Source organism: Pseudomonas sp. CH61, from assembly GCF_059429415.1.
The window spans coordinates 974008-997043 of record NZ_CM182098.1 but is presented as its reverse complement, the minus strand read 5'-3'; the positions used below and the strand labels follow the sequence as shown (position 1 = coordinate 997043).

The following is a 23036-nucleotide window of genomic DNA, read 5'->3' as shown; positions in this document are numbered from 1 at the left end:
GCGCGGATTATGCCTCAACCTCCCAGGAAAACTCCACGCGGGCACTACGACCTTCGTCCGACCAACTGGCGTTGCGCCCCAATTGCCGGACCAGACTGACGCCGCGCCCCGACAAACGGACACCGTCCAGCGGCCGCTCCATGACCCGCGCCACATCAAAACCCTTGCCGCTGTCTTCGACACGAATCACCAGACAACCGCCCTCGCCTTGTGGCTGCACCTGCAAATGCACGCGTACGAAACCGTCCTGCAGCGCCTCCAGCCGATCATTGCGCTGCTGATAGTAGCGAGCGAAACCCGCCGCATCGCGCTTGAGGCTGGAATCCAGACCCAGCACGCCGTGCTCCAGCGCATTGGAATACAACTCGGCCAGCACACTGTACAAAGCACCACTCTGCGCCCGCAGCCCATGCACCTCAAGCAGCAACTGCAACAGGTACGGCAACGGATTGAAACGCTTGAGCGTGGCACCACGGAATTCGAAGCTCACCGACCAGTCGAGCGGACACGACTGGCCGCTGTCGGAATACACCGGCGCCGACGGCTTGACCTGCGCCGGCTCCAGCAGGCTGACCTCGACCATGCTCACGTCGTCGCGCGCCTCGCCGCGAAAATCCCGCAGTGCCTGCTCAATGTCCTCGAACAAGCGATCAGGCTCGCGGTTGGTGGCGAATACCTGCTGCAAACGCTCGACACCGAACAGTTGATCACTGGCATCGCTGGTGTCGATCACCCCGTCGGACAATACGAACACCCGATCACCGACGGCCATCGGATGCACTTCCGTACGGTCGTCGAACGCCTGCGCGCTCAGCACGCCCAACGGCAAATGCCGCGCCGCCAGCGGCACACGCTCGCCCGTGGCAATCCGATGCAGATAGCCGTCAGGCATGCCGCCGTTCCACACTTCGACCGAGCGTCGCTGAAAACTCAGGCACAGCAGCGTGGCGCAGCAGAACATGTCCACCGGCAGGATGCGTTTGAGCTTGGCGTTCATCTCGCGCAGGGTTTCGGCGAGGCCGTAGCCCTTGGCAGTCATGCCGTAGAAGACTTCGGCGAGCGGCATGGCGCCCACTGCTGCCGGCAGCCCGTGACCGGTGAAATCGCCGAGCAGCACATGCATGTCACCGGCCGGCGTGTAGGCTGCCAGCAGCAGGTCACCGTTGAACAGCGCATAAGGTGATTGCAGGTAGCGAATGTTCGGCGCACTCAGGCAACCGGAATGGGCGACCTTATCGAACACGGCTTTGGCCACGCGCTGTTCGTTGAGCAGGTAATCATGGTGTTTAGCGATCAAGTCGCGCTGTTGCAAGACAGTTGCCTGCAAGCGGCGCAAGCGATCCATCGCCTTGATTTTGGCGGCGAGGATCACCTGGTTGTAAGGCTTCGCCAGAAAGTCGTCACCACCGGCCTCAAGACAACGGGCCAGCGCTTCGCTTTCGGTCAGCGAGGTGAGGAAGATGATCGGCACCAGGGTTTCGCCCGCCAGCGCCTTGATCTGCCGCGCAGCCTCGAAGCCGTCCATCACCGGCATCAGCGCGTCCATCAGCACCAGATCGGGTTGCTGCCGGCGAAACAGCTCGACCGCTTCGGCACCGTTGGCCGCCGTCAGGACTTCGTGACCCTGGCGGCGGACGATGGTCGACAGCAATAAACGATCGGCAGCACTGTCTTCGGCGATCAGGATGGTCAGCGGCTCTTGAGCCAGCATGGCCGTCAACTGATGTCGAAGAGCTTGTCGAAATTGGAGATGGCGAGGATCTTGCGCACGTCGGAATTGCTGTTGACCACGCGCACGTCCGAGCTATCGCCGCCGGCGTGATCGCGCAGCAGGAGCAGCATGCCCAGTGCGGAGCTGTCGAGGTAGGTGGCCTCTTTCAGGTCGACCACGATGGAGTCAGGCTTCTTGGCAAGATGCTCATAGGACTCGCGAAATTCCTGATGGCGACCAAAATCAAACCGCCCCCTGACCGAAATCGTCAGTTTTTGACCATCTGGAGAGACTTCTGTAACGACTGACATTGACTGGCTTCCTTGTCATTGACGAACCTGTACAAGGTTTAGCACTTGCACAGGGTTGCAGCAAGGCGCAACGCAGGAACAAATGTGGGAGCGAGCCTGCTCGCGAAGGCGTCGTGCCAGTCAACAATTGAGTCAACTGACCGAATGCATTCGCGAGCAGGCTCGCTCCCACAGGGTCTGGCGGTGCGTTTTAGAAGGGATTCTGTCGTGGCAAACGCTGGGACAACTCATCAAGCAATTTCTGCTCGCGCTTGTCCTCAAGGCGTTGCGCCTCTTCGCGATAACGCTGCACCAGTTTGCGCAGGCCTTCGACCTTGGCAAACGCCTGTTGCCATTCCTCACGGGCCTTGTCGAGCTTGTTCTGGTGCCAGACCAGGCTCTGCCGCTGCTGGTCGACGGCGGTGTCGAGCTGCGCCAGAAAGCCCTGAAAACCGAGCAGCCATTGCCCGCTCACGCCGGTGCTGCCGCGCACGATCCATTGCTGCGAGTAATCCAGACGAAAGGCATTGAGGTCGGCCAGTTTGCTTTCAGCGACCTTCACCTGGCCCTGAAAATAGCCCAGCCGTTGTACGGCAGTTTTCTCGGCCTGTTCGGCCATGTCCACCACCGGCGCCAGACGCGCGGCTCGACTGACGGCGGCCATGAGCGGTTAGCCGCCCGCCGCAGGGGCGAACAGGGTTTCGAGGTAAGCCTGGCTTTCGCCCATGTTGATTTTGTCGTTGAGGCCCTGACGCTGGTACCGGACCAGCTGCGGTTGCAGGGAGATCGCCAGATCGGTCTCGCGGTCGCCACCGGCAACGTAGGCGCCGACGCTGATCAGGTCGCGGCTCTGCTGATAACGCGACCACAACTGCTTGAAGTATTGCGCGCGCTGCATGTGGTCCGGCGAGACCACGGCAGGCATTACCCGGCTGATCGACGCTTCGATGTCGATGGCCGGATAGTGTCCCTCTTCGGCCAAGCGCCGGGACAGCACGATGTGGCCGTCGAGTACGCCTCGGGCCGAGTCGGCAATCGGGTCCTGCTGGTCATCGCCTTCGGACAGTACGGTGTAGAACGCGGTGATCGAACCACCGCCCTTCTCCGCGTTACCAGCGCGTTCCACCAGTTTCGGCAATTTGGCGAATACCGATGGCGGATAACCTTTGGTCGCTGGTGGCTCGCCGATGGCCAGAGCAATTTCCCGCTGCGCCTGAGCGAAACGGGTCAGCGAATCCATCAGCAACAGGACGTTCTTGCCCTTGTCGCGGAAATATTCGGCGATGCGCGTGCAGTACATCGCTGCGCGCAGACGCATCAACGGCGCATCGTCCGCCGGCGAAGCAACCACGACGGAACGCTTGAGGCCTTCTTCACCGAGACTGTGCTCGATGAATTCCTTAACTTCTCGACCCCGCTCACCGATCAGACCAACGACGATAATGTCGGCCTCGGTGAACCGCGTCATCATGCCCAGCAGTACCGATTTACCGACACCGGTACCGGCAAACAGACCCAGACGCTGACCACGACCGACCGTCAGCAAACCGTTGATGCAACGGATGCCGACGTCCAGCGGCACGCTGATCGGGTCACGGTTGAGCGGGTTGATCGTCGGGCCGTCCATCGGCACCCAGTCTTCGGCCTTCATGCCGCCCTTGCCGTCCAGCGCACGTCCGGCGCCATCGAGCACGCGACCGAGCATGCTCATGCCCATCGGCAAACGACCGGTATCAGCCAGTGGCACCACGCGGGCGCCGGGGGCGATGCCGGCAACACTGCCGACCGGCATCAGAAAGACTTTGCTGCCGGAAAAACCCATGACTTCCGCTTCCACCTGCGACGGGTGATAGCTGTCGTCATTGATCACCAGGCAGCGCGTGCCCATGGCCGCGCGCAAGCCTTCGGCTTCAAGGGTGAGGCCGACCATGCGCAGCAGGCGGCCTTCGAGAATCGGCGCGCCGGCAATCTCGGTGGCCTCAGCGTAAGTGCTCAGGCGCTTGGCGAAACTGGTGCGTTCAAGGCGCATCGGGGTCGTCCGCGAGCGGCTCTTCGGGTGCGGCCGCCGGTTTTACGTCTTCTGGAATGTCCAGGCTCAGATCCGCTTCAGCCGGGTGCAAAGCCTGTTCGTGCAACTGATCGAACAATTTCGCCATGACCTGAGCGACGCGGGTTTCAATGCTGGCGTCGATGCGGCTGTGCTCGGTTTCAACCCGGCAGCCACCCGCCAACAGCGATTCATCTTCGACGATGCGCCAGGTTTCCTCATGACGTTCGCGCAAGGCCTTGGCCTGTTCGAAGTCCTGCGGATTGACGTACAGACGCACGTTTTCCACACCCAGCGGCAACAGCTTGAGCGCATCGCGCATGACGTGTTCGATCTGGCTGGAATCGATGGCCAGTTCGCGCTTGATCACCTGTTTGGTGATGTGCTGCACGAGGTCGACCAGCGATTTTTCGATCTGCGTGTCTTGCTCAGCGATGGGTTCGAACAGGTTCGCCATCAACTGCTCAAGACTGGCAAGTTTTGCCGCCAGCGCCACTTCAGCTTCCTGACGGACCTTGAGCGTGGCGCTGTGAAAACCTTCTTTTTCGCCGATGCCGAAGCCCTCGTTGTAAGCCTCCTGACGGATGCTTTCGAGTTCTTCAAGAGTCAGTGGCTGGACTTCTTCCAGCGGCACTTCTTCCATTTCCGGCGGTTCGGGTTCCGGCTCGGGCTCGGGTTCCGGCTTCGGCGGGTCGAAGCTGGGCATGGCCCAGGATTCGAAACCACGGACATCGCGGGCACGGATCAGATCCGTCACATCGTCGTCGTGCTTGTCCATGGGCTTAGATCATTTCCTCGCCGCCCTTGCCACCGAGGACGATTTCTCCGGCTTCGGCCATACGGCGGGCGATGGTGAGGATTTCCTTCTGCGCGGTTTCGACGTCGCTGACGCGCACCGGGCCTTTGGCCTCGAGGTCGTCGCGCAACAGTTCGGCGGCACGTTTGGACATGTTCTTGAAGATCTTTTCTTTGACGCCTTCGTCCGAACCCTTGAGGGCCAGCACCAGCACGTCGGAAGACACTTCGCGCAGCAACGCCTGAATGCCACGGTCGTCGACATCGGCAAGGTTGTTGAACACGAACATGAGGTCTTCGATCTGACCGGACAGGTCTTCGTCGACTTCGCGGATCGAGTCCATGAGCTGGCCTTCGATCGAGCTGTCGAGGAAGTTCATGATGTCCGCCGCACGCTTGATGCCACCCAGGGTGGTGCGCGAGGCATTCGAGTTGCCGGAGAACTGCTTCTCGAGAATCTGGTTGAGCTCTTTCAATGCCGCTGGCTGTACGGTGTTCAACGACGAGACGCGCAGGATGATGTCCAGACGCACCTTGTGGTCGAAGTTGCCCAGCACTTCACCGGCCTGATCCGGGTCGAGGTACGCGACCACGATTGCCTGGATCTGCGGGTGTTCGTAACGGATCACGTCGGCAACGGCGCGCGGCTCCATCCATTTCAGGCTGTCGAGGCCACTGGTGTTGCCACCGAGCAGGATGCGGTCGATCAGGCCGTTGGCCTTGTCTTCGCCCAATGCCTGGGTGAGCATTTTGCGCACGTAGTCGTCGGAACCGACGCCGAGGCTGGTCTGGTCGCCGACGATGTCGACGAACTCGCTCATGACCTGCTCGACCTGTTCGCGATGGACGTTGCCCATCTGGGCCATGGCCACACCCACACGCTGAACCTCTTTCGGGCCCATGTGGCGCAGCACTTGCGCAGCATCGGTCGAACCCAGGGACAGCAGCAGAATTGCGGCTTTGTCGACCCGGGACAGTTTAGCGACAGCGGCTCGGTTATCACTCATCTGCGTTAATCCACTCTTTCACGACCTGGGCCACGCGACCCGGGTCTTCTGCCACCAGACTCTTGATTGCATTCAGTTGCGCGTCATAACCCTCACTTGGGCTCGGCAACAGAATGCTCTGCGGACCACCGAGGCTCACGCGGTCGTTGGAAAGTTCGCCGTCCAGGCCGCCCATCCCGCCGAGTTCCACGTCGCTGCCAAGACCGGCCAGCTCCTTGCCTTTGCCGCCGCCGGTGATGTTGTTGAGCACCGGACGCAGCACACCAAACACCAGCACCAGAATGAACAACACACCCAGCACTTGTTTGACGATGTCCCAGAACCATGGCTGGGAGTAGAACGGAATATCGGCAATCACTTCACCGCGCTCGGCGGAGAACGGCATGTTGATCACGCTGACGCTGTCGCCACGGCTGGCGTCGAAACCGACGGCGTCCTGAACCAGACGGGTGAAGCGCGCCAATTCGTCGGCGTTCCATGGCGCACGGGTGGTTTCGCCGTTGGCCGCGTTGACTTTGACCTGATCGTCGACAACCACCGACACCGACAGACGATTCAGGCGACCCTGCTGCTGTTTGGTGTGGCTGATGGAACGGTCGAGTTCGAAGTTCTTGGTCGATTGTTGACGCTTGTCGGCCGGGTACGGCGCGAGCATTGGCTGGCCGGTGGCCGGGTCCATGATCTGCTGACCGTTGGCATCAACCAACGGCTGACCTGGCTGCACCATGGCGGCTGGCGCTGCGGCACCACCGGTGGTTTGCGGTGCCGAGGCTGGCGACGGCGGCTGGTTGCTCAGGGCACCCGGCACACCTTGCGGGCCATTGCTGGCGGTGCGTTGTTCGTTGACCGATTGTTCGCTGCGCAACGCCGGTTGATCCGGGTTGAACTGCTCGGCGGTCGACTCGACAGCGTTGAAATCGATGTCAGCGGAAACTTCCGCCTTGTAGCGATCGTTGCCCAGCACCGGTTGCAGAATGTTGTGCACGCGCTGGGTGAGCATGCTTTCCATGCGGCGGCTGTAATCGAACTGCTTGCCGGCCATGGTCATTTCGGAGTTTTCCGCCTGATCGGAGAGCAAAGTGCCCTTCTGGTCGACGACGGTGATCTGCGATTTGCTCAACTCGGGAACGGAAGTCGCCACCAGGTTGATGATCGCAATCACCTGACCCGGCTCCAGCGAACGACCGGAGTACAACTCAACCAGAACCGAAGCACTTGGCTTGCGTTCGTCACGGACGAACACCGAGCTTTTCGGAATCGCCAGATGCACGCGGGCACCCTTGACGTTGTTCAGGCTGGAAATGGTCCGCGCCAGTTCACCTTCGAGGCCGCGACGATAACGCGTCGCTTCCATGAACTGACTGGTGCCCAGACCCTGTTCCTTGTCGAGGATTTCGAAACCGATATTGCCGTCGCTGGGAGTGACACCAGCAGCGGCGAGTTTCATCCGCGCACGGGACAGGTCATCGGCCTTGACCAGCAAGGCACCGGAGTTCGGTTCGACGTTGTAAGGAATGTCGGCGGCGGCCAGGGTGTCCATGACCTGTTTGGCGTCCATGCCGGCAAGGCTGCCGTACAACGGACGGTAATCCGGCTGCTGCGACCACAGCACCACGGCAAAGCCAATCGCCACGCTCGCAGCCAGGCCGACCAACAGGCCCACCTGACGCAGCATGGTCATCTCGGAGAGGTTTTCCAGGAAGGACAGGCCGAACAACGGCGGTTTGCCGTCTATCGGGGTGGCCTTGGCCGGAACGTTATCGGCGACTGCTTCTGCCATGACTCAATCTCGTCCTTAAACCGGCATCTGCATGATGTCTTGGTAAGCCTGAACCAGCTTGTTGCGCACCTGGGTCAGAGCCTGGAACGACACGCTGGCTTTTTGCGAAGCGACCATCACATCCGTCAGATCGACGCCGCTTTTGCCCACTTCGAATGCGTTGGCCAACTGAGTCGACGCGGTCTGGGTATCGCTGACCTTATTGATCGCCTGACCGAGCATGTCGGAAAAGCTGCTGCCCGCCAGTTCAGGGACAGCGGTCGTCGATTTCGGTGCAGACATGGCGTCCATTTTCATGGCCTTCATGTCCATCATCAACCGATTAAATTCAATACCTTGGCTCATGGTCTACTCTCTTGGGCGGCCCGCAATTTTTTGACACTCACTCGGCGGGTACACAGGTATTAGCAACAAGGGTGCCAGCTCATGGGCACCCCTTTCAGAAAAGCGTTTTCAAATCGTTGCACCAGACGTCAGGTGGCGAACAGATAACCTTCGACGTCCATCCCGGCATCGCGCATTTGCGCCAGCTTGTAACGCAGGGTGCGCGGGCTGATACCGAGCTTTTCCGCCGCTTCCTTGCGTCGGCCGCGCTCGGCGCGCAGGGTGTCGATAATCATCTGAAACTCCCGGCGGCGCAGGTCATCGCCCAGTGCGCCGGCCGAATCCGCTTCGATTTCCACCTCGCGAATCACCGATGACAGCGGCGCGGCGACGGGCATCGCGGTGTACGTCACGGGACCGGCCAGACAGAAATCCTGCGGCTGAATCAAACCGCCCTGCTGCAGGATCAGCGCACGCTGAATGGCGTTATCCAGCTCACGCACATTGCCCGGCCACGGGTACGCGGTCAGACACGCTTGCGCATCAGGCGAAAGTTTCGCCGCGGCGTGCTTCATTTTATTGACGTGTTTGGCCAGCAACCTTTCGGCCAGCGGCAGGATATCGGCAGTGCGCTCGCGAAGTGGACGCCAGGCCAGGGGGAAAACCGACAGACGGTAAAAAAGGTCCTCGCGGAAACGTCCCGCCGCCACTTCGCCGGCCAGATCACGGTTGGTGGTGGCGACCACGCGAATATCCAGAGCAATCGGTTTACGCGCACCCACGCGCTCGACCTCGCGCTCCTGCAACACACGCAGCAGTTTGGCTTGCAGACCGAGGGGCATTTCGGAGATTTCGTCGAGCAGCAGCGTGCCGCCGTCGGCCTGTTCGAACTTGCCGGCCTGCGCCGCGATGGCGCCGGTGAACGAACCCTTTTCGTGGCCGAACAACGTGGCTTCGAGCATGTTGTCCGGGATCGCCGCACAGTTGATCGCAATGAACGGCTGACTGGCGCGATGGGACTGCTGATGAATGTAGCGCGCCAGCACTTCCTTACCGGTGCCGGATTCGCCAGAGATCAGCACCGTGGAATCACTGCGCGCCACCCGCGCCGCCAACTCGAGCAATTGCGCACTGGCCGGTTCGACGGCGATAGGGCCCTCACTGTCGCTCACGCCAAGATTGCCCAGCGCATGCCGCGCCACCAGATCCAGTAAAGCCTTGGGTTCAAACGGTTTGACCAGATAGTCGGCCGCGCCCTGCCGCATCGCATCGACCGCGCGCTCGACCGCACCGTGCGCCGTCATCAGTAACACCGGCAATTGCGGTTGGCGGGCGCGCAGCAGGGCGAGCAATTGATGACCGTCCATGCCGGGCATGTTGACGTCACTGACCACCAGATTGAACGCTTCGCGCGCCACCGCCGTCAGCGCCTCTTCGGCGCTCCCGACCGCGTGGTAATCGTGACCGGCGAGCAACAACGTGTCGGCCAGCGCCTCGCGCAATGAGCGGTCATCCTCGACCAGCAAAACCTTGATGCCCATGTCTTTTACTCAGCTCCGTGTACAGCGGAAAACAGCGGCAGGATCACCTGCGCGCACGTGCCGCGCCCGACCCGCGAACGCAGCAGCAATTCTCCCTGATGCGCCCGGGCCACTGCCTTGACCACGGTCAGGCCCAGACCGGTGCCGGTGACTTTGGTGGTAAAAAATGGCTCGCCGAGCCGCGCCAGAATCGCCGGCTCGATGCCGCTGCCACTGTCGCTGATGCTCAAGCGCAGGCTGTTGTCGCGGGTGTAGCAATGGACTTTCAGACGGACGTTGCCGGCACTCGCCTGAATCGCGTTCTCGATCAGATTCAACAGCGCGCCGACCAGCGTGTCGCGATTGCACAGCAATTCACCGGCATGACTGTCGCACTGCCAGCGGATTGGCAGATCCTGCACATGGGTCAACGCCGCCGCTTGCAGCGCCTGCATCAAGGCATTCGGGGTCAGGCGATCGGTCAGCGGCAATTCACCGCGAGCGAACACCAGCATGTCGCGTACTTGATGCTCAAGCTCATGCAGACGTTCTTTCAGGCGTCCGGCGAAACGCTGCTGAGTGGCCACCGGCAATTCCTGCTCAGTCAAATGACTGGCGTAGAGCAAAGCGGCAGACAGCGGCGTGCGGATCTGATGGGCCAGCGAGGCGACCATGCGGCCCAGTGAGGACAAACGCTCATGGCGCGCCAGTTGGTCTTGCAGATGACGGGTTTCTGTCAGGTCGTTGAGCAGCACCAATTGCCCCGGCTCAGCATCCAGCGAGCGGGTGGCAATCGACAGGCGTCGACCGTTTTTCAGGGAAATTTCATGACCGTCGTCTTCACGCGGGGCGAAGCAGCGCGCAATCACCTGGCGCCACAACTCGCCTTCAAGCGGCAGACCGAGCAGTTCGATGGCGGCCGGATTGGCTTCACGCACCATGCCGTGACCGTCAATGACGATGACGCCACCGGGCAACAGATCAAGGAGGTTTTGCAGACGGTTGGCCAAACGTTCTTTTTCCGCCAGCTCCTGCATACGCTGGGCGCTGACCACCGCCAGCTCCCCCTTGAGCTCGGTCACCCGTGCTTCAAGCATGCTGTAGGAATCTGTCAGTTGGCTGGACATCTGGCTGAACAGCTCGAATGCCTGCTCAAGGCCCTGTCGGCTTGCCTGCTCTACGGAGGACGGTTGCCCCTCGGGACTGGAGGCAGAAGACATCTGGGCTTGGGGCATTGTGCTTTCTCGCTTGGCTGACCGTCAGTTAAACGGAACGTTGCGAGGGCTGTAGCAATACCCGTGCCTAAAAAAAACCGCTTATAAATGAAGCGGTTGAAAAACAGGCGTCAATCCTCCGCCTGTTCATCTCCATCGCGGCGGCTCATGCCGTACTTGCGCATCTTCTCGACCAGGGTGGTACGACGGATACGCAGACGCTCAGCGGCACGCGCGACAATGCCATTGGCATCGTCCAGCGCCTGTTGAATCAGGCCCTGCTCCAGACCGCCGAGGTAGTCTTTCAGGTCCAGGCCTTCCGGCGGCAGCATGGCATTGGCGGTGAAGTCCGGCGTATGGCCATTGATCGCCACACGCTCTTCGAGATCGCTGCGCAGGCTGTCGACCATTTGCTCGTCTTCGTCATCGACGTAGCGGAATTTCTTCGGCAGCTCGACCACGCCGATCACCCCGTACGGATGCATGATCGCCATGCGCTCCACCAGGTTGGCCAGTTCGCGGACGTTGCCCGGCCAGCCGTGACGGCACAGCGACATGATCGCCGCCGAGTTGAAACGGATCGAACCGCGCTTCTCGTGCTCCATGCGCGAGATCAGCTCGTTCATCAACAACGGAATGTCTTCGACGCGCTCACGCAGCGGCGCCATCTCGATCGGGAACACGTTCAGGCGATAGTAGAGGTCTTCGCGGAAGGTGCCGATCTCGATCATGCTTTCGAGATTCTTGTGCGTTGCGGCAATGATGCGCACATCGACGCTCTGGGTCTTGTTGCTGCCCACGCGTTCGAAGGTGCGCTCCTGCAGGACGCGCAGCAGTTTGACCTGCATCGGCAGCGGCATGTCGCCGATTTCGTCAAGAAACAGCGTACCGCCATTGGCCAGTTCGAAACGGCCGGCACGGCTGGTGATAGCGCCGGTGAAGGCGCCCTTCTCGTGGCCGAACAATTCGCTTTCGAGCAGCTCTGCCGGGATCGCCCCGCAGTTGACCGGCACGAATGGCGCATCGCGACGCTTGGAGTGGTAATGCAGGTTGCGCGCAACCACTTCCTTGCCGGTCCCGGACTCGCCGAGGATCAGCACGCTGGCGTCGGTGTCGGCCACTTGCTGCATCATCTGGCGCACGTGCTGTATCGCACGACTGGTGCCGACGAGGCTGCGGAACAGATTGGGTTCGCGATGACGACCGCGCTCACGGGCCTGGTCATACATCTCGCGATAGACCTGGGCACGGTGCAGGGAGTCGAGCAATTTGCTGTAGCTGGGTGGCATTTCGAGGGTCGAAAGCACGCGGCGACGCTGATCTTCAGGCAGGTCAACGGAAGAATTATCGCCCATCAACAAAACCGGAAGGAACTCATCCCAGGTTGAGAGTGTCTTTAGCAAGCCCAAAAGCGCACCAGGAGCATTAACCGTCCCGATCAGTACGCAAATGACCTCACGACTAGACGACAAAGAGCCGACTGCCTGCTGCCAGTCATGGCTGCCGCAGGGTAAATTTTCTTCGCCAAGAAAATTTAGAATCACCGCCAGGTCGCGGCGGCGGACGCTATCGTCATCGATCAGCAGAATTTTGGTTTCACGCCACATGCAATAGCAACTTCCCTAGTCAACTCAATGCCCAAAATAAGGGGCAAGCGAGACGCTTGCAGGACACCATGTGCCTGTAGACGCCTGAAATCTGAAAACAGCCACTAGTTAAGTCAAAAAACCGTGCACAGTCAAATTTATGGCGCACATGTCTGGATTAACTGGAGGTTAATTAACCAAACAGATGGTAAACCTTTGCCGCCTTTTGCGCTTGGGTGATCTGCGACATCTCGTTGGCTATCGCCTGCCGCTCACCCATCGCCACCTCAAGAAGCTCCTTGTAGACATGGAGCAACTCCTCAAGATTGTTGCGCAACGCGTCTTCATCCAGTGCAGCTTCAGCCATGACGTCTTCCATGCAGGAACGGCAAGCCAGATCCAGCTCGCCAATGGCTTCCCAATTGCGTTCGGCCAGGGCTGTGACCAACGCTTCACGGGTATCGGCGATTCGCTGCAATACAAGACTCATGGTGATCTCCTTAAAACTGGGGGCCTGGCGGAGCAATGCCGTCCCAACCTTCCTTCACGGTGCGCAGCAGCCCGGCAACTTCGTCGAGAATCTTCGGATCACTCTTGATGTTGGCCTCAGCCAGTCGCTTCATCATGTAGATGTAGAGCTGGTTGAGCTCAGCAACCGAATCGGCGCTGTTTTCCAGATCCAGACCTTCACACAAGCCACCAATGATGCCCACGGCCTTGCTGATGGCCGTGCACTTGGCAGCAATGTCCTTGCGCTCAATCGCGCCCTTGGCCTCAGCGATACGCCCCAGGCCACCTTCCATCAACATTTGCACCAGGCGGTGCGGGCTCGCTTCGGACGTCTGTGCATGTGCGCCGACTTTCTGGTATTGCCGAAGGGCTAACATCGGATTCATGTTCTACCTCATTGCCACATTGACTCGTATAACCAGTGTATCGCCAACGAATCAGAGAACTTTAGATCAAAAAGACAAAAACCCGGCACACGCCGATAAAGCGTAGCCGGGTTTTTGTCGTGCCTGTCTGTTACTTCGCGGACTGCTGAGCGTTCAGCGAGCTGAAGAACGACGTAATGTTACTCGCCGTCGCCTTCATCTGGCCTACCAGCAAGTCCATGGCGTTGTACTTGGCAGTCAACGTCTTGGTCAGGTTCTCGACACGCAGGTCCAGCGCCGCTTGCTGGTCGGTCAGGTTTCTGGTGTTTTTAGTGAGAATGGCCATGCGCTGATCAAGCAAGCCGACGCCGTTAATGCTACCCGCTGGCGGCTTGAGATACGGATCAACCACCTTGCTCATGCGCGTCAGCAGACCATTGGTGTCGTCGGTGCCGGTAAACAACTGCTGAACCTGGCCGGTCATGCCTGGCTGCGCCATGGTTTTGGTGAAAGCAGCGGTATCAAACTTCAGGTTACCGGTGTCGCGGTCGGTCATCACACCCAACTGCGACAGCACCGACAACGGGCCGCCAGCGCCTGTTGCCGTCAACTGTTCACGAATATCGGCAATCAGTGCACGCGGCATCGCGTCGCCGGTGAACGCCGCTTGCACGGTCAGCTTGCCATCGGCATCCGGCGTCGCCTTGGACAGCGTATCGATGGTGGTCTTCAACGTGTTGTAAGCGTCGACGAACGACTGAATCGATGTCTGCAGGCCTTTGGTGTTGGCGTCCACGCTGACCACAGTCGGCGTCGCAGCATTACCCACGACAGGACTGACAGTCGTCAAATTCAGGGTCAAGCCACTGATTGCACCGGTCACCGTATTGCTTTTGCTGGTGACTTCAAGGCCATCGATGGTCAGCTTGGCGTTTCCCGCAACGTCGTTGACAGCGCCTGAAGCGCCTGCAGCCGGGCTAGCGCCCATCTTCTGGGTGCCATCGATTTCCAGACCGGCAATACCGCTGACTTTGAGGTCAGAGCCTTCGCCGGTCTTGCTCGAACTGATCACCAGGCGCGACGAACCGGAGCTGTCGGTCACGATGTTGGCGGAAATCCCGTTGGCGCCCTGAGCCTTGTTGATGGCGTCGCGGGTGGTTTGCAACGTGGCATTTGCCGGAATGTCGACATTGTAATCAGTGCCATTCTGACTGATTTTCAGGGTACCACTCGGAATGGCACTGGCGGCACCGCCGGCGAAAGAGGCGCTGGCGATTTTCGAGCCAGTGGCCAATTGACTGACAACGACGTTGTAATTGCCCGTCACTGCGGTGCTGTCGGACGTCGCGCTCAGATTGGTATTGCTCGAAGTCGCGGTGAAGCCGGCAAAGGCAGGATTGGTCTTGCTGCCCAGATTGGTCATCGCCGTCTGGAACGTGGTCAATGCACTCTTCAGCGAACCGACGCCGGAAATCTTCAGCGTATTGGCTTTGGTCGCGGTATCGATCTGCGTCTGCTTCGGCGCCTTGTCGGCGTTGACCAGCGCAGTGACGATCGCACCGATGTCCAGGCCGGAACCCAGTCCGGAACCCGGTAGAATTGGACTTGCCATTTGCATCTCCCTTCAGATTGTTGCCATTCTTTTGACCGTTACCCGCGTCCTGAGAATGGACAAACATTATTCATGCCAGCTATCAGACTTTGGCGTCGAACAACACGTGGCTTGCATTGGCCAGGCTGTCTGCCAGCTTGAGAGCTTCTGCGGAGGGAATCTGTCGAACGACCTCACCCGTCTCGCTTGCGATCACCTTGACGATGACCTTCCCGGAATGCTCGTCGATAGAGAACTCCAGATTGCGCTTGATCGATTGAACAAACTTCTCGATCTCCTGCACGGCCAGCTTCAACTTGGCATCGTCCGTATCCTGACTCTTGGCAGTGGCCGGAGCTTCAGTCTTGGCAACCTTAGGCGTTTCTGACGGTTTGTCAGCAACCGGCGCTACTGGCTTGGGAGCCGGATAAGACTGGTTAAGCTTGACGCTCATGTCCATGCTCATCACCTCCTAACGTAAAAAGGCGAGAGAGCACGACCAGCGCACCCTCCCGCCCAAACTTGTTCCGATATTACTGAAGCAGCTTCAGTACAGCGGAAGGCAGTTGGTTGGCTTGAGCCAGAACGGAGGTCGAAGCCTGCTGCAGAGTTTGCTGCTTGGTCAGGTTAGCAGTTTCTGCGGCGAAGTCGGTGTCTTGTACACGACCCTGAGCAGCGGTGGTGTTCTCAACGATGTTCTGCAGGTTGGAGATGGTGCTGGTCAGACGGTTTTGCGAAGCACCCAGGCTCGAACGAGTGCTGTTGATCGCGGCAATTGCAGCGTCGATCGCGGTGATTGCGTTGTCGATGTTGGCAGCAGCGCCCGATACGCTTGCACCGGTCAGAACTACAGTACCGCTACCTACGGACAGGCTGACGGCGTCGAACTTGGAGCTCAGTACCAGGTCGATGTGGTTAGCCGAACCGGTGTTTGCGCCCACTTGCAGGGTCACAGTACCAGCCGAACCGTCCAGCAGGTTTTTGCCGTTCAGGTTGGTGGAAGCAGAGATACGGGTCAGTTCGTCCGACATCTGGGCGAATTCGTCGTTCGTTGCTTTCTGGTCGATGCTGCCGTTGGTACCGGTACGGGCTTTAACAGCCAGTTCACGCATACGCTGCAGAATGTCGGTCGAAGCTTGCAGAGCGCCTTCAGCGGTCTGAGCAACGGAGATACCGTCGTTGGCGTTCTGGATCGCCTGGTTGCCACCACGGATCTGGGAAGTCATACGGGTAGCGATCTGCAGGCCAGCGGCGTCGTCTTTAGCGCTGTTGATTTTCAGGCCGGAAGACAGGCGCTGCATCGAAGTCGACAGAGCGTCGGAAGCGCGGTTCAGGTTTTTCTGAACGTTCAACGACGTGGTGTTGGTGTTTACTGTTAAAGCCATGACGAATTCCTCGTTGGTTGGGTACTGCGGCTTCCGGCCCTGGCAACCGCCGGGTATGGCCTAGAGAACCTTCGTAATAGTTATCGTCGGGTTTGCAGGTTGCTTGAGGGCTTTTTGAAAAAAATTTGCCATCACCCTGCCACTCCCAAAAAAACAAGGGCTTAGCGCGCCCCGCCCACGAAAAAATGACGCCATAAAACTGCCCACACCAACAACCCTTGTGCCAGAGCGGTCGCCCCCCCCGCCCTCAGCGCTGCGCACCGTCCAGCAATTCAATCAGCTCATACTCGATGAAATCGGCGAGCCCCAGCCAATCCTGGCGTTCCTGACACGCCAGGATGTGTGTCAGCACCTGTGCCCACGACTGCTGGACATCCTCACGGGCGAGCGAAAAAAACTGCTGCGCCTCATCGAACACATCGACCATGGTCAGCGCCGCTTCGACATCACGGCCCAAACGAAACAATCCCGCACATTGCCGGCAGGCGCTGATGCAATTCACTTGCGCACTCATTGCACAAACTCCGGATTGAATTGTGTGCCCACGATCATCGCGCCCGCCCGACTGCTGTTAAGGAAGCTGACTTCTGGATGCAACGCGATATAACGCTCCAGCACGCACAGGTAGCCACGAAAATTCAACTGCGTCCGGACACGTTCGCCATTGCCGTCACGCACCCAGTGCCGAGCCTGCTCCAGCGCTGGCCCCAGATCGCCATCGTCCCAGCCGGCATGTGTCTTGTTCATCGGGAAGGCAAAGTCGGCGCCGAACAGCGTGATGCGCGTGCCGCCCATTTTCACGGCCAGATCCACGGCGGGGTGAATCACGCTGCCGCCGGCATTCAATTCGGCTCGTGGGTGTTGCTGACGCAACGTGGCGTAGACGGGGCTGGCGGTATAGGCGCCATAGCGTTTGCCCTTCCAGGCCTTCAACACCGTCGGCGAGCTCATGGGCAGGTACACCAGCGGGATGCCGTCCGACTCCTCGAAAGGCAAGTGCCGAAAGCTGATCAACCGATCGATCGTCACCACCAGATCGGGGATGATCCCGTGCTGACGCAAAGGCCGATAAGCCGTGTCGACACAAATGAACAGCGGCCGCTCGGCCTGAGCGCGGACCGCCGCCAGTCGTTCAAAATGGCCTTCCAGGCTCGGCCCGGTGCCGATCACATAGATTTCGCGGCCGACACAGGTACCAAACAGTCGCGCCACGTCATCATCGGCAAGCAGCACCTCCAGGCTATCGCGCAAGCGCTGCTGGATCGCCGGCAATTGCGGATCGAACTCGCGATTGTTGAAACTCAGGTGAACCTCATTGACCAGCCGATCACGAATCTTCGCGCTGAAGTCATCGGCCAGGAGCATTTCCGCGGGCAGCGCAAAAAACGGCGTGTAGATATCTGCATGATCGCCGGCATACATCAGCTCGACTCTGGGGTCTTCAAGCCATTGCCGCTGATCGAGCAACTGCAGAACCAGGGCAAACAAGGCGCCGTTGAGGATGTGCACGTACAACCGCTCAAGTGCAGCGCGCTCCAGCAACACCGACGGCAGGTCGCCAAGGCCGGTGCCGTAGACGTGCAACCGAGGTTTTTCCGCCAGGCTGGCTGCCTGGACCCGGGCCTCGTGGATCCGGTCGTGACGACTGGTCAGTTGAATCCCGTCGACACTCAGCGTAGAGCCCAGGCCTTGCACCAGCTCGGCGTGAATGACCGAAGTGTCTTCAGCCAGCAATCGTGCAAACAGCGCCGGCCAGCGCCGCTGCAACACCTCGGCATTGGCTTGGAAAAACTCGCTCATGGCGCCTCGCGCTCCCTTACAGGCAAAAAAATAGCGTTCAAGGTTAACCTTGAACGCTATTTTTGTATCCGCCGTTTTTGCTCTGGCTCAAGGGCGGTAGATGATCGCCGAGCCCCACGACAGACCGACACCAAAACCGCTCAGCGCAATACGCTGCCAATCGGAATCGATGACGTGTTTTTCCAGCAGCAACGGAATGCTCGACGACACGGTATTGCCGGTCTCGACCATATCTTTGATGAACTTCTCCGGCTCGCCTTCGAAGCGCCGCGCCACGGCGTCGACAATTGCCGCGCTGCCCTGGTGGATGCAGAAGGCATCGATATCATCGGCCTTCAGACCGGAGTCATCAAGCAACTCGTGCAAGTGTGCCGGGACTTTCAGCAACGCAAAGTTGAACACCTGACGACCGTTCATGAAGAACACGCCATCGGTGACTTTCAGGTGCGGTGCACCCGAACCGTCGGTGCCGAACTTGGCCTTGCCCAGCGCCCAGACCGGATCTTCGCCCATCCACGTAGCGGTCGCGGCATCGCCGAACAGCATGGTGGTGTTGCGGTCTTCCGGGTCGACGATTTTCGAGTACGGGTCAGCGGTAATCAGCAGGCCGTTCTTCAGGCCGGCGGCTTCCATGAAGCCCTTGATCGCGTAGATGCCGTAGACATAACCGGAACAGCCCAGGGAAATGTCGAACGCCGCCACGTTGGTCGGCAGACCGAGTTTGTCCTGCACGATCGCGGCGGTGTGCGGCAGGCCTTCTTCGTCACCGTTCTGGGTGACGACGATCAAGGCGTCGATCGATTCACGTTTCAGTCCAGGGTTACTGGCAAACAGCGCATTGGCCGCTTCCACGCACAGATCGGAAGTTTCTTGTTCAGCGTCTTTGCGCGGCAGGAACGCCGAGCCGATCTTGCCAAGGATGAATTCTTCATCCTTCTCGAATTTTGCACCTTGTGCGTAATTGTCCACGCCGGCTACAGGAACGTAGCTCGCAATGCTTTTTATGCCAATCATTACGGCTTCCCAATAAAAAACAGCCCAAGACCACCGCTCGCAAGGATTTCGAGGGGCGCCGACAAACAGAAAACGGCCGCCACAACGGGCAGCCACGGGGAGCGCAAAGGGCTATCACTGGAATCGAAAACGAGCCAGGCGCCATCTCCCCGATCAATACAATACAGTGAAGATGCGCGTTATGACTCGCAGGTCACGCTATTTTGCCGAATCGGTGCAGATCGGCTTATTCGACCAACGACCAGTCCAGCGGCGTGCCACGCTTGATCGGCGCGCGCGCGCGGCGGCCGAGGACGGCGTCGGTGTGCTTGGGCGGCAGACCGAGGCCGGGGCGAATGGCGCGCAGATTGTCCCCGGTAAAGGTGTCACCGGCCGCCATATCGGCGGTGACGTACAGCGAGCGGCGATAGACCAGCGACTTGCGCTCAGCCTCTGTGACGCCGTAATGCACCTGGCCCATGGCTTGCCAGGCGCGCTCGGTTTCCACCACCAGACTGGCCATTTCCGCTGGTTCCAGCGAGAAGCTCGCATCGACGCCACCTGCTGAACGGTCGAGGGTGAAGTGTTTTTCCACCACCGTCGCGCCGAGCGCCACGGCAGCTACGGACACACCGACGCCCATCGAGTGATCCGACAGCCCCACTTCGCAGCCGAACAGCTCACGCAGATGCGCGATCGTGCGCACGTTGCTGTTGAGCGGTGTCGCCGGATAGGTGCTGGTGCATTTGAGCAGCACCAGATCCTTGCACCCCGCCTCGCGGGCAGCGCGCACGGCTTCATCCAGTTCAGCGATGCTGGCCATGCCGGTGGAGATGATCAGTGGTTTGCCGGTGGCCGCGACGCGACGGATCAGCGGCAGATCGGTGTTTTCAAAACTGGCGATCTTGTAGGCCGGCACATCGAGGCTTTCGAGAAAGTCCACGGCGCTGTCGTCGAATGGCGTGGAAAACGCGAGCATGCCCAGCTCTTTCGCTCGGGCGAAAATCGGCGCGTGCCATTCCCACGGCGTATGGGCCTTTTCATACAGAGCATAAAGCGAAGTGCCGGCCCACAGACTGCCCGGATCCTTGATGAAGAACTCGCCTTCAGCCAGGTCCAGCGTCATGGTTTCGGCGGTGTAGGTTTGCAGTTTCAAGGCATGCGCCCCGGCCTTGGCCGCTGCCTCGACAATTTGCAGGGCGACGTCCAGCGACTGGTTATGGTTGCCGCTCATCTCGGCAATGATGAATGGCGGCGCGTCGGCGCCGATCAAGCGGTTGCCGATCTTGAAACTAGTCATGCGGGTGATCCTTCAAAACACGGGTGAACGCACAGGCACTCTGAGTGAACCCGGCGTCACGAAACACATTCAACGAGGGACGATTGTCCGGCAACACCTGAGCGGTGATGACCTGCAGTTGCGGCCAGTGCGTAGCAACAAACGCCTCACCATGGGCCAACAGCGCCCTGCCCCACCCCAGGCCCATCCGCCCTTCAAGCAGGTAGATCGAGACTTCGGCTTCAAACCCGCGCAGGTCATAACGCACAACGCCGACCGCGCCGTCGTCCGCCTCGGCGATCAACAACAGGCGCTGCGGATTGCGCAAACTCGCCGTCAGCCAGTTCAGGTGCTGCGGCCAGTCGATCACGCCGCCGTCCAGCGACCAGCGCCGTACCGTTTCGGCATTACGCCCATCGAACAGTAACTGCGCATCGTCCAGGGTCGCCGCGCGCACCTTGAGCACCGCACCGGCCAGTGCCACCGCAACTCGCTCGGCACCCCGCCCGTCGACCAGTCGTCGCGAGCGTTCGGCCAGGCTCTGGCGCAAATAACGATTGCCGGTGACAAAGCCGATAGCGTCGCGCAATTGCTCGACACTGACCTGTTCACGGGCGCCCATGAACACATGCGCGCCTGCTGCCGCCATGACTTCGCCGTTGGCCTGCTGATTGTTCGACACGGCAATACAGATCGTCGGCAGCCCCATCGCCGCCCGCTCCCAACTGGTGCCGCCCCCGGCGCCGATAAACAGATCAGCCTCGGTCATGCGCTGGTAGAAGTCGCTGACAAAACTGTGCAGACGCCAGTTCGGCGGTGTCTCGGACAAGGCCTGCATCTGCGCCCATGCCGGGTTATCGGCGCCAGCGACGAAGTCCACCTGCAACTCGGGAAAATCCGCCAGCGCGAGCATCGCGTGATGGGTTTGCATCGCGGCATCGAAACCGCCGAAATTGACCAATACCCTTCGCGCCGTGGGTTTGATCTCGATGGCCGGGCAGCGGAATTCTTCACGCAACATGGCATAGCGTGGGCCGAGCAAGGTGCGACACCCTGCCGGCAACAGCGGCCGATAATTTTCGTGCAGGCCCGAGAGATTCTGATTGAGCAGCAGATCGACGCTGTAGCGCCGCGTAGCAAGATCATCCACTGCCGCAATCCGTGGCGCCCACTGTCGAGCAGCCGTTTGCCATTGGTGATCGAGGCCGTAGTGATCGACGATGACCCAGTCGAATTCGGCGTGCCCCTCGAGCACCGCCGCCAACGCGTCGATGTCGGCCTGCCACGGCAGCATCGATTCGATGGCCTGCTGTGGGTCTTCCGCGGTATAGCGCTCAGGCAGCGCAAAAGTCTCGAAGCCCTCGGCGCGCAAGGCAGCAAGGCGATGCCCCGGCAGACAGCGGCAGGCAAACGCGACGTGGCTGCCCTGCCCGCGCAACACTCGCGCCAGCGTCAGACAGCGGGCAATGTGGCCGCTGCCGATGGTTGGCGAGGCGTCGGCACGAATCAGCACTCTCATTGCAGCTCTCCACCGGCCTTGAGCGCGGCGTACAGATATTCGGCGCGTTTCCAGTCTTCAAGGGTGTCGATGTCCTGCACCAGATGTCGGGGCAGAATCACCGGCAGACTGGCTGGCGAATAGAGCACTTCGCCACGCAACCATGCGTCACTGCGCCCCCAGTAAAACTGGCCGGCGTCCTGAAACGCTTCGGGCAGATCCTGCGAACGGGTGTTGCGAAATTCGGGATACAACGCCGTCAAGGCGCCCTGCGCATCCAGCGTCAATGCGCGCTGCACCGGAAAACCAAAACCGCACACGGAGAACGTGAATGACTTGTCTGGACGTTGCTCCAGCAACTCGATGCCCTGGCGCAGATAACGTGCCTGCAACAGCGGCGCCGTGGCATACACACAACAGGCGTAATCAAAGCCAGGCAATTGCTGCAGGGCGTGCACGATCACCGCTGCGGTACCGGTGAAATCATCGGCCAGCGCCGCCGGGCGCATAAACGGCACCTGCGCACCGTGCGCTCGCGCAACGTCGGCAATCTCGGCATCGTCGGTGCTGACCACCACCTGATCGAACAACCCGGAGTCGAGCGCGGTGCGAATCGAACGGACAATCATCGGCACACCGTCAAACAGCGCAAGATTCTTGCGCGGGATGCGTTTGCTGCCGCCACGGGCCGGGATGATTGCGACGTTGCTCAAGGGCGTTTTTCCAGCAGGAACCAAGTGATGTCGTCCGCCGGGAATTGCGGATCGCGGTGATAGACGAAACCATAATCGAGCAGGTGCAGATCGGCATAGCGATCGAGCATCTCGCCAGCGAAATCGCGTTTGAACAGCTTGCCGCTGTTGCCGCGATAAGGCACTTCCACCGGTGCCGGGTTGTAGTACTCGGCGATCAGAATGTAACGCCGGCTCAGCGCATACAACTGCGCGTACGCAGTCGCCAGCAACTCCGGCGCCAGATGAATCAGCACGCCTTTGCTCAGGCTCAAATCGTAGGTTCGCTCGCGGGGAAAGTCGAACAACGAGCCCTGCCAGATCTGCGCAATGCCCAGCGCCCGGGCCTGAGCGCAGGCGCTTTCATTGATCTCGACGCCGAACAGTTCACTTTGCGGCAACAGTTGATGCAACGCTTGCAGGTTGTTACCGGCATTGGTGCCCAGCTCCACCACGCTGTCGATGCGCCCGGCGCGGCTCAGGGCCTTGGCGAACATCGCCAGACTGGCGGCCACCAGCGGCTGACCGATATTGCGCTCAACGTATTGGTTACCGAAATCGCCCTGCCAGAATTTTTCCTGCTCACTCAGATCACGCATTGCAGATACCC

At 60.0% G+C, this 23036-nt stretch carries 23 protein-coding genes; all 23 read right to left on the bottom strand.

Annotation, left to right across the window (positions count from 1 at the left end):
* Nucleotides 1–7 precede the first annotated feature (7 nt).
* Complete coding sequence (locus tag AC5SEM_RS04520) at nucleotides 8–1711, bottom strand: ATP-binding SpoIIE family protein phosphatase (protein WP_495472264.1); 1704 nt, start codon at nucleotides 1709–1711, stop codon at nucleotides 8–10.
* 5 nt (nucleotides 1712–1716) lie between these two features.
* The gene (locus AC5SEM_RS04515) at nucleotides 1717–2022 is read right to left on the bottom strand and encodes an STAS domain-containing protein (protein ID WP_331695145.1); all 306 of its coding nucleotides are present in this window, start codon (nucleotides 2020–2022) and stop codon (nucleotides 1717–1719) included.
* Between the two features lie 190 nt (nucleotides 2023–2212).
* Nucleotides 2213–2665 (bottom strand): flagellar export protein FliJ, encoded by a 453-nt coding sequence (gene fliJ, locus AC5SEM_RS04510; RefSeq protein WP_077571659.1) that lies wholly within the window; start codon nucleotides 2663–2665, stop codon nucleotides 2213–2215.
* 6 nt (nucleotides 2666–2671) lie between these two features.
* The gene (fliI, locus tag AC5SEM_RS04505) at nucleotides 2672–4030 is read right to left on the bottom strand and encodes a flagellar protein export ATPase FliI (protein WP_077571658.1); all 1359 of its coding nucleotides are present in this window, start codon (nucleotides 4028–4030) and stop codon (nucleotides 2672–2674) included.
* The gene (gene fliH, locus AC5SEM_RS04500) at nucleotides 4020–4826 is read right to left on the bottom strand and encodes a flagellar assembly protein FliH (RefSeq protein WP_077571657.1); all 807 of its coding nucleotides are present in this window, start codon (nucleotides 4824–4826) and stop codon (nucleotides 4020–4022) included. The genes fliI and fliH overlap by 11 nt, the downstream gene beginning before the upstream one ends.
* A 4-nt stretch (nucleotides 4827–4830) precedes the next feature.
* Nucleotides 4831–5850 (bottom strand): flagellar motor switch protein FliG, encoded by a 1020-nt coding sequence (gene fliG / locus AC5SEM_RS04495; RefSeq protein WP_007958288.1) that lies wholly within the window; start codon nucleotides 5848–5850, stop codon nucleotides 4831–4833.
* The gene (fliF, locus tag AC5SEM_RS04490; RefSeq protein WP_077571656.1) at nucleotides 5843–7630 is read right to left on the bottom strand and encodes a flagellar basal-body MS-ring/collar protein FliF; all 1788 of its coding nucleotides are present in this window, start codon (nucleotides 7628–7630) and stop codon (nucleotides 5843–5845) included. Before fliF ends, fliG begins: the two co-directional genes overlap by 8 nt.
* 15 nt (nucleotides 7631–7645) lie before the next feature.
* The gene (gene fliE, locus AC5SEM_RS04485; RefSeq protein WP_077571655.1) at nucleotides 7646–7975 is read right to left on the bottom strand and encodes a flagellar hook-basal body complex protein FliE; all 330 of its coding nucleotides are present in this window, start codon (nucleotides 7973–7975) and stop codon (nucleotides 7646–7648) included.
* Nucleotides 7976–8103: 128 nt separating this feature from the next.
* On the bottom strand, nucleotides 8104–9495 hold the full coding sequence (locus AC5SEM_RS04480) for a sigma-54-dependent transcriptional regulator (protein ID WP_371043258.1): 1392 nt from the start codon (nucleotides 9493–9495) through the stop codon (nucleotides 8104–8106).
* A gap of 5 nt (nucleotides 9496–9500) precedes the next feature.
* A complete protein-coding gene (locus AC5SEM_RS04475) occupies nucleotides 9501–10709 on the bottom strand; it encodes a sensor histidine kinase (protein ID WP_116033151.1) in 1209 nt (402 codons plus the stop codon).
* Nucleotides 10710–10819: 110 nt separating this feature from the next.
* Nucleotides 10820–12295 carry a sigma-54 dependent transcriptional regulator gene (locus AC5SEM_RS04470; protein ID WP_007920053.1) on the bottom strand — a complete coding sequence of 492 codons (1476 nt, stop codon included), beginning with the start codon at nucleotides 12293–12295 and terminating at the stop codon, nucleotides 10820–10822.
* A 172-nt stretch (nucleotides 12296–12467) separates the two neighbouring features.
* The gene (gene fliT, locus AC5SEM_RS04465; protein WP_007920054.1) at nucleotides 12468–12764 is read right to left on the bottom strand and encodes a flagellar protein FliT; all 297 of its coding nucleotides are present in this window, start codon (nucleotides 12762–12764) and stop codon (nucleotides 12468–12470) included.
* 10 nt (nucleotides 12765–12774) lie between these two features.
* Nucleotides 12775–13170, bottom strand: coding sequence for a flagellar export chaperone FliS (gene fliS, locus AC5SEM_RS04460; protein ID WP_064119541.1), 396 nt, complete (start codon nucleotides 13168–13170; stop codon nucleotides 12775–12777).
* A 130-nt stretch (nucleotides 13171–13300) separates the two neighbouring features.
* Nucleotides 13301–14761 (bottom strand): flagellar filament capping protein FliD, encoded by a 1461-nt coding sequence (gene fliD, locus AC5SEM_RS04455; protein ID WP_077571652.1) that lies wholly within the window; start codon nucleotides 14759–14761, stop codon nucleotides 13301–13303.
* An 82-nt stretch (nucleotides 14762–14843) separates the two neighbouring features.
* Nucleotides 14844–15200 carry a flagellar protein FlaG gene (locus AC5SEM_RS04450; RefSeq protein ID WP_077571651.1) on the bottom strand — a complete coding sequence of 119 codons (357 nt, stop codon included), beginning with the start codon at nucleotides 15198–15200 and terminating at the stop codon, nucleotides 14844–14846.
* A 73-nt stretch (nucleotides 15201–15273) separates the two neighbouring features.
* Entirely contained in the window at nucleotides 15274–16125 is an 852-nt protein-coding gene (locus AC5SEM_RS04445) for a flagellin domain-containing protein (protein WP_077571650.1), read from the bottom strand.
* Nucleotides 16126–16372: 247 nt separating this feature from the next.
* Nucleotides 16373–16639 (bottom strand): hypothetical protein, encoded by a 267-nt coding sequence (locus tag AC5SEM_RS04440; RefSeq protein WP_116033149.1) that lies wholly within the window; start codon nucleotides 16637–16639, stop codon nucleotides 16373–16375.
* On the bottom strand, nucleotides 16636–17925 hold the full coding sequence (locus tag AC5SEM_RS04435) for a motility associated factor glycosyltransferase family protein (RefSeq protein WP_123594711.1): 1290 nt from the start codon (nucleotides 17923–17925) through the stop codon (nucleotides 16636–16638). The genes AC5SEM_RS04440 and AC5SEM_RS04435 overlap by 4 nt, the downstream gene beginning before the upstream one ends.
* Nucleotides 17926–18012: 87 nt before the next feature.
* Nucleotides 18013–18939 (bottom strand): ketoacyl-ACP synthase III, encoded by a 927-nt coding sequence (locus AC5SEM_RS04430; RefSeq protein ID WP_236429598.1) that lies wholly within the window; start codon nucleotides 18937–18939, stop codon nucleotides 18013–18015.
* A gap of 226 nt (nucleotides 18940–19165) precedes the next feature.
* On the bottom strand, nucleotides 19166–20218 hold the full coding sequence (gene pseI, locus AC5SEM_RS04425) for a pseudaminic acid synthase (protein ID WP_077571646.1): 1053 nt from the start codon (nucleotides 20216–20218) through the stop codon (nucleotides 19166–19168).
* Nucleotides 20211–21716, bottom strand: coding sequence for a UDP-2,4-diacetamido-2,4,6-trideoxy-beta-L-altropyranose hydrolase (gene pseG, locus AC5SEM_RS04420; RefSeq protein ID WP_495472263.1), 1506 nt, complete (start codon nucleotides 21714–21716; stop codon nucleotides 20211–20213). The genes pseI and pseG overlap by 8 nt, the downstream gene beginning before the upstream one ends.
* Nucleotides 21713–22408 carry a pseudaminic acid cytidylyltransferase gene (gene pseF, locus AC5SEM_RS04415; RefSeq protein ID WP_116033141.1) on the bottom strand — a complete coding sequence of 232 codons (696 nt, stop codon included), beginning with the start codon at nucleotides 22406–22408 and terminating at the stop codon, nucleotides 21713–21715. Before pseF ends, pseG begins: the two co-directional genes overlap by 4 nt.
* A complete protein-coding gene (locus AC5SEM_RS04410; RefSeq protein WP_137219393.1) occupies nucleotides 22405–23025 on the bottom strand; it encodes a pseudaminic acid biosynthesis-associated methylase in 621 nt (206 codons plus the stop codon). Before AC5SEM_RS04410 ends, pseF begins: the two co-directional genes overlap by 4 nt.
* Between the last annotated feature and the right edge of the window lie 11 nt (nucleotides 23026–23036).